General features: G+C 46.9%; 6 protein-coding genes. 5 read left to right on the top strand and 1 reads right to left on the bottom strand.

The window, feature by feature from the left end:
- The first annotated feature begins 22 nt into the window (after positions 1–22).
- Positions 23–433: a hypothetical protein gene (locus tag ACLGGO_RS34870; RefSeq protein WP_446422753.1), complete on the top strand. Its 411-nt coding sequence runs from the start codon at positions 23–25 to the stop codon at positions 431–433.
- A 119-nt stretch (positions 434–552) separates the two neighbouring features.
- On the opposite strand, the gene ACLGGO_RS34865 is transcribed toward ACLGGO_RS34870, so the two are convergent.
- Entirely contained in the window at positions 553–2037 is a 1485-nt protein-coding gene (locus tag ACLGGO_RS34865; protein WP_446422752.1) for a PEP-CTERM sorting domain-containing protein, read from the bottom strand.
- Positions 2038–2884: 847 nt separating this feature from the next.
- Here ACLGGO_RS34865 and ACLGGO_RS34860 point away from each other — a divergent pair.
- The 4 genes from ACLGGO_RS34860 (at position 2885) to ACLGGO_RS34845 (ending at position 5394) form a co-directional block, all read left to right on the top strand.
- The gene (locus tag ACLGGO_RS34860) at positions 2885–3022 is read left to right on the top strand and encodes a hypothetical protein (protein WP_446422751.1); all 138 of its coding nucleotides are present in this window, start codon (positions 2885–2887) and stop codon (positions 3020–3022) included.
- A gap of 155 nt (positions 3023–3177) precedes the next feature.
- On the top strand, positions 3178–3807 hold the full coding sequence (locus tag ACLGGO_RS34855) for a hypothetical protein (protein WP_446422750.1): 630 nt from the start codon (positions 3178–3180) through the stop codon (positions 3805–3807).
- Positions 3804–4808 carry a metal-dependent hydrolase gene (locus tag ACLGGO_RS34850; RefSeq protein WP_446422749.1) on the top strand — a complete coding sequence of 335 codons (1005 nt, stop codon included), beginning with the start codon at positions 3804–3806 and terminating at the stop codon, positions 4806–4808. Before ACLGGO_RS34855 ends, ACLGGO_RS34850 begins: the two co-directional genes overlap by 4 nt.
- Positions 4801–5394 carry a hypothetical protein gene (locus ACLGGO_RS34845; protein WP_446422748.1) on the top strand — a complete coding sequence of 198 codons (594 nt, stop codon included), beginning with the start codon at positions 4801–4803 and terminating at the stop codon, positions 5392–5394. The genes ACLGGO_RS34850 and ACLGGO_RS34845 overlap by 8 nt, the downstream gene beginning before the upstream one ends.
- The last annotated feature ends 235 nt before the right edge of the window (positions 5395–5629 follow it).

The raw sequence follows: 5629 nt of genomic DNA, 5'->3' as shown, positions 1-5629 counted from the left end.
GTGAAGAAATGGGCTTAAATCCTTGTCTGGTAAGGTTTCTGCTATTCGCAATCACGCCTTTTGTGAGAAATGCGGGGTATGCCTGATTCTGGGTTGGACGTATGTTGTTAACGATGAAAAGATTTCGGCGATCGGTAGATACATTAGCTATAAGCTGGTAGATAAGGTGAAGGAACACATAGGTTATGGGGACAATGAAACCCTCTTTGGTTGGGAGATGGTTCACCGTACTGATAAACACCGCAAACGCCGCAAGATCCAGCAATTAATTGTAGATGAGATTACGTTTGTCTGTTCAGGCATAATTGCTTTAGCAGCATTCTGGTTTCTGGTTCCAAAACCTCCTTTAGGTGTGACAATTCTATCCTGGGGAGAGCTTCTACTTTTAATCGGATTAGGAGTCGAGATGTTTATTTATGCTGAATTTGTCTAATTTATCTGACAATGCGTTTGGGGCGATCGCTACCTTGCCCGAAACCTGAAACGCTGTCGGGTTGGGAGTTTGACGGGTTGGGGGAGGGAGTGCGATCGCTGTACCACTCGTGGAATATATTAATTTTTGTTTTTGCGCTTCAGCGAAGTAGCACCGAAAGCACCAAAAGTTAACACGCCTAACACAGAGGCAGGTTCTGGGACGGTCGTGCTGGCAATTTTCAGCTCAGTAATCTGCGTAGACCATCGGTTCTCTGCCGAAACAAACTCCTGAAATGTCCAGAAGGTAAAAGGATCAGTCGGATCAATAGTGGTCGCGCTGTAATCTCCCCAGCGGTTACGACCTGTACCAATCTGATAGTCATCAACACCTTCTTTAAGTAGCAGTGGAGTATCGAAGGTGGTCATTCCACCAGAAGTTTGACCCAGCGCGGCATAGCTGCTAACGAACTGATTTTCACCAGACCCACTGAAACCAATCACAACATCATCAAAATCGTTGACTGCAATGGAGCCGTAGTAGAAATCGAGATTTGGATCACTAATCAGACCTTCTTGCATGAGTAAGTTAGTGGTGGCATCAATCTGGAACCAGCGAAGTGCTGCCCGCCCCGCGTTGTTCACAGTTTGCACCCCCCAGAAAGCTCCATTCTGCAACACTACATTCCCATGGAAAATGCTGCCGTTGGCTATTTCAAGATTCTTTTTTGGACCAGGCTGTTCAGCACTAGACTTGGAAAAGAACGGTTCTACAGAAATGAGTCCGTCTGAGGTATCAAGCGTTGGTGAGTTTATATCTCCGATGATATTTGAGCGCTTGAACAAACCGGACGATGTTCTGAAGCTAGACAACAGCGCTGCGGGTAAACCTGTATTGTCCAAATCGACAACAGGTTGCACTGTAAATCCTGTGATAGAGGTCGAATTATTCTCGAATAGAGTTGCATTAACAGTTGCCGATGTTGCAGCGGGCAAGACATCTTCTGGCACAATAGAAGCCGTTGGTGTTCCTGGTAGGAGTTCATTCTCCGGCACTGCCAGTTGTGGATTAGTAATAGGTTGTTCAGAAGGTACTGTGGCGTCGGAAATAATGTTTTCTAATTCCGTTGCGATAGTGGCTGTTGGTGTCGCTGCCAGCAAATCATTTTTTGGTACTGCTACAATCGTTGTCGTTAAACCAAAAGCACCACGACCAGAAATGGGAAACATATTAGCCGCCAGATAAACCCCGTCTCCGTCGAATCCTAAGGTCGGATAATCTGCCCAGCGCTGGTTTCTGGAGTCACTGTCAATTGCCACGCCAGTCCAACCCGCAGTGGGATCGGAAGAATTGGATACGGCTAACAGAAAGTTGTTGTCTCTCCTGGCGTTATCCACAGAAGCGGCAAACCACCGTTCACTGAAGGGGTCATATAGCAATCGAGGATCGAAGGTGAAGCTGCTAAAATTCACTCCAGCATCCCTCCAAAACTGGTCGAGTGAACTGGTCTGAACTCGCGTACCTGTAGCTTTTTCGTAGACCGAATACCGTCCATTAATTAGTTCAACAATATGATCTGAACCAACTCCACCCATTGTGTCAGGTGGTCGGAAGCCACTATCCACACCAAATGTACTACTGGTGAAGTTTAGCCCGATACTGAGGTCTGCTGCTTCTGCACGTATTGAAAGACCAAGGGTAACCGTCGTAGCAATACTTGTAAATATAATTGATAAGCTCGTCCTTTTGTTTTTCATAATACCCTTTTTTAGACTGAAGCTGATTTACTCTGCCAGAATAATAAACCGAATTAGCATTTGCGGAATAGCTAGAATTTTATCTTCATCAATGCTTTATAAATTTACACTTAATCCATGCTTATATATGTAACTAATTATTAAGATTAAAATTAACGGTACTTAGACAAAAAAATGAGGTTTAAATTGCGTCAAACCTATACAGATAAAGAGTTTTAGCTTTAATGGGTATGGTTCGAGGACTGACAAGGGTTTCAATCTACCCAAATACTTACAATTATTAAGCCAAAGAAATTCCGGAAACAACGCAAATACGTCAAATACATAAAATAAACTTATTGCTAAGAAATAATTTCATCTTCATCAAAACTTTAAAAAACTCTCCTCAAATATGAAAATATGGATGTCACGTTTCCCAGCAGCCAGCGAGGGCGACACAGAAGCCGAAACCCTCCACACTCTCCCGACTGGCGGATCAAACCAACACCACGTATGAAGACCTATTCAAAACAGAGAGGAAAATTAACCCCGGCTCAACGGAGCGATCGACAAGCGAGAAACTGAAGAATCCACGAGCGAGGATATTGAGGGATTAGCCATACCCGATCCCCCTCCAGAACCCGAAACCCCAGAATCGGAAATCTTCCGCCACGCGGCTGAACTCAAGGCATACTATGCTACCCATCCAGATTTAGTCGCTCTAAATCTAGCCTCAATGATGTCTGAAAATGACCTACCCGAAGACTTACGGGCTAAGGTGGAGGAAGTGCGAGAAGTCGCTCACCCAAAGCCAAATCAGGCAGCGCTAGCCTCAGACATTTTACAGAGGCACAGACGAAAGACTACCACCTAATTAAATCAATATTAGAAGCCGGTCAGTCAGTTTTAGTTCTAGGGGAATTAGGATTAGCCGATGGATTTCCCGTCGTTTTAGCTGAAGAATTCGGCGCAATCTTAGCCACATATAAAGGAAGTGGAAAAAACTTCCTCGTCTCAATTGCTAACCAAATGGGCGTGGATACAGTTGAAGATAAACTCAACGAAGACGGCGAAATCGTTGGAGAAAGAAAGCTTACCCTAGAAGAATTAAAAGAAGCGATACGAGACCAGACTTCCGATGAATTAATCTTCATCCTCCCCGAAGCCAAACGCCTCCCAGCGGGGATTCGATATTGGTTACAAGACTTAATGGCAGACGGGTTAAAACTATGCTTATTTGCCATCACCAATCCCAGCCGCGACATTTTTCTAGAGACTTTAGAGATAGAACTATCGCCACCGAGCGATCGCGACATCCGGGAACGGATGAGACAAGAAGCCCAACGACTGGGAATCAGCATTGACGAGAAGCGGCTGGCGAAGCTTCAACCCTTAGCCGGACAGAACCCGACATTAGCCCGAAAAGTATTAAGGGCGGAAGCCCTGGGCTTGAACCCAGAGAATCCCGAACACGCCCAATACTTGGACATCTCGCCAATCGTCATTAGTGGCATCATGGCATTGTCAATAGTGAGATTTATTGGCATGGGAACCTGCGATCGCGGGTTATACATCGTGGGTGGATGCGCTCTAATAATTGGGATGATGCTCAAGCAACTGGGGAGAGTGCGCGGTTCACGTAGGAGACTAGGACAATGATGAGTGTAACTCACGCCGTTATCTCGGCAACCGCAACCAGTTTAATCTTACAATCGGCTGATCCAGTCGTCCTGGGAGTCGCCATCTTAAGCAGCCAATTACCCGACATCGACACCACCGAAAGCACAATCGGTTCGATGTTCTACCCCATCGCCAGTTGGATAGAAGCCCGATTTCCCCATCGTTCCATCACTCATTCACTCTTAGCCACCGCCGCGATCGCATTACTGACGTGGTTGTCCTGGCTCATCCTGACATATCCGGTAAAAGTCGCGATCGCAATCCCGTTAGGTTACTTTATTAGCTGCTTCGCTGACACCTTCACCAAGCAAGGCGTCCAGTTATTTTATCCCGAACCCGTCTGGTGTGTCTGCGGGTCGAACCCCCGGCGCAGGCTCAAAACTGGGGGACGCGGGGAATACTGGGTGATGGCAGTATCAGTTTTGGTGTTGCTGATATCGCTACACTTTAATGCCAGCGGTGGAATCGTGCAAACAGCTACAACCTCCTTGGGACTCAAAGACCCAGGAATCATGAAAACCTATAACCAGAACGCCGCCAATCATCGCATCTGGGCAGAAGTTGAGGGATATCAGAAGAGCGATCGCGCCCCGGTGTCAGGTCGATTTCTAGTCGTTGGTGAGGATTCCGGGTTTATCTTAACTGATGGAACAAAAGTCCATCATGTCGGAAAATCCCTGATTACCTCATCGCTCAAGCTGGAAGTCGGCAAACCCGTCACAGTTACCACTCAACAACTCACGTTTGATGACGAGGAAGTCAATACCAAGTTAAAAACAGTCAGGGGCGAGGCGTATTTAAGCGGTTCTGTGGATGTGGATATGCCAGAAGCCATGCCCCAGGTGGACACAGCACCGGGAGAAATCCTCACTATCTCTGGCTCGAAAGTCACCTTAAACTATTGCCCCGTACCGCAAGCCATGCAAGCGTTAGAGAATCAGTGGGCAATCGGAACGCTGGAGGTAAAAGTCTATGAATAAGTGGCTAATCATTGCCCTCGTCGGGCTGTTACTGTTCACCAATGGGAATAAAGCTAAGCGAAAAAACTGGGCGATTGCCTCTGGCAGTGCGCGAAGCGCAATCGCGGGTAATGATGTAGAGACGTTGCATGCAACGTCTGTACAAGAAAAATCTGAACCCATCCGCACCCGAACCCGTCACACAGTATCAGCCACCGTCGCCAAGCTGGAGAACATCCAGGTTGAGGAAGGCGATAGGGTCAAAATCGGTCAAGTCCTGGTGGACAACCCAGACGAGAGGAAATTTCTCTTGACTAAGAGAAGGGAATTAGAGTTAGCGATCGCAACTAACCAACCTGTCCCGATTCCACCCTCACCACCCATTGCAGATTACTCAGCCGAAGTCGCGGCGGTTGAATCAGCGAGGGCGATGTTAGCCAGTTTAAATCAAACCCCATTACCTGAGTACCGTTTCCGAAAGGAAGAACTGATCCAAGTGATGGACAGAGACATCATTCGGGAACGTCAAGCACTTGCGTTGGAGCGCGTAAGGTCTGAGCAAGTGCTGAATCAGGCGATCGCTCTCCCTGCAAACCGCCAAATCTGACTACCTTTCTCGACTGAGCGACTATCAGTCCAAAGTGATGGAAGTTCAGCGAGAGAATGCTGAACGAGAACTAAAACAGGCTAAATTCAGACGTGATTTAGCTGAACTTCAGCTAAACTTCAGCAACACAGGAGCCACACTAAGCCCTTATTCAGGCAGAGTAAGCTGTCATGCATTTAAACTGTGATAAGAGCATTACCCTTATTTTTCAGTTTGCGCCCCCAGTTAATAACTA

The sequence above is a fragment of the Coleofasciculus sp. genome (genome assembly GCF_046565525.1).
Classification (GTDB): domain Bacteria; phylum Cyanobacteriota; class Cyanobacteriia; order Cyanobacteriales; family Coleofasciculaceae; genus Coleofasciculus.
Note: the sequence above shows the minus strand (reverse complement) of the source record. Positions and strands in the feature narration are given on the sequence as shown.

Bases quoted from the DNA above. Each gene is read 5' to 3' on its own strand.
- ACLGGO_RS34860 (WP_446422751.1), top strand. From the start codon at position 2,885: ATGATGTCTGAAAATGACCTACCCGAAGACTTACGGGCTAAGGTGGAG.
- ACLGGO_RS34855 (WP_446422750.1), top strand. From the start codon at position 3,178: ATGGGCGTGGATACAGTTGAAGATAAACTCAACGAAGACGGCGAAATC.
- ACLGGO_RS34850 (WP_446422749.1), top strand. From the start codon at position 3,804: ATGATGAGTGTAACTCACGCCGTTATCTCGGCAACCGCAACCAGTTTA.
- ACLGGO_RS34845 (WP_446422748.1), top strand. From the start codon at position 4,801: ATGAATAAGTGGCTAATCATTGCCCTCGTCGGGCTGTTACTGTTCACC.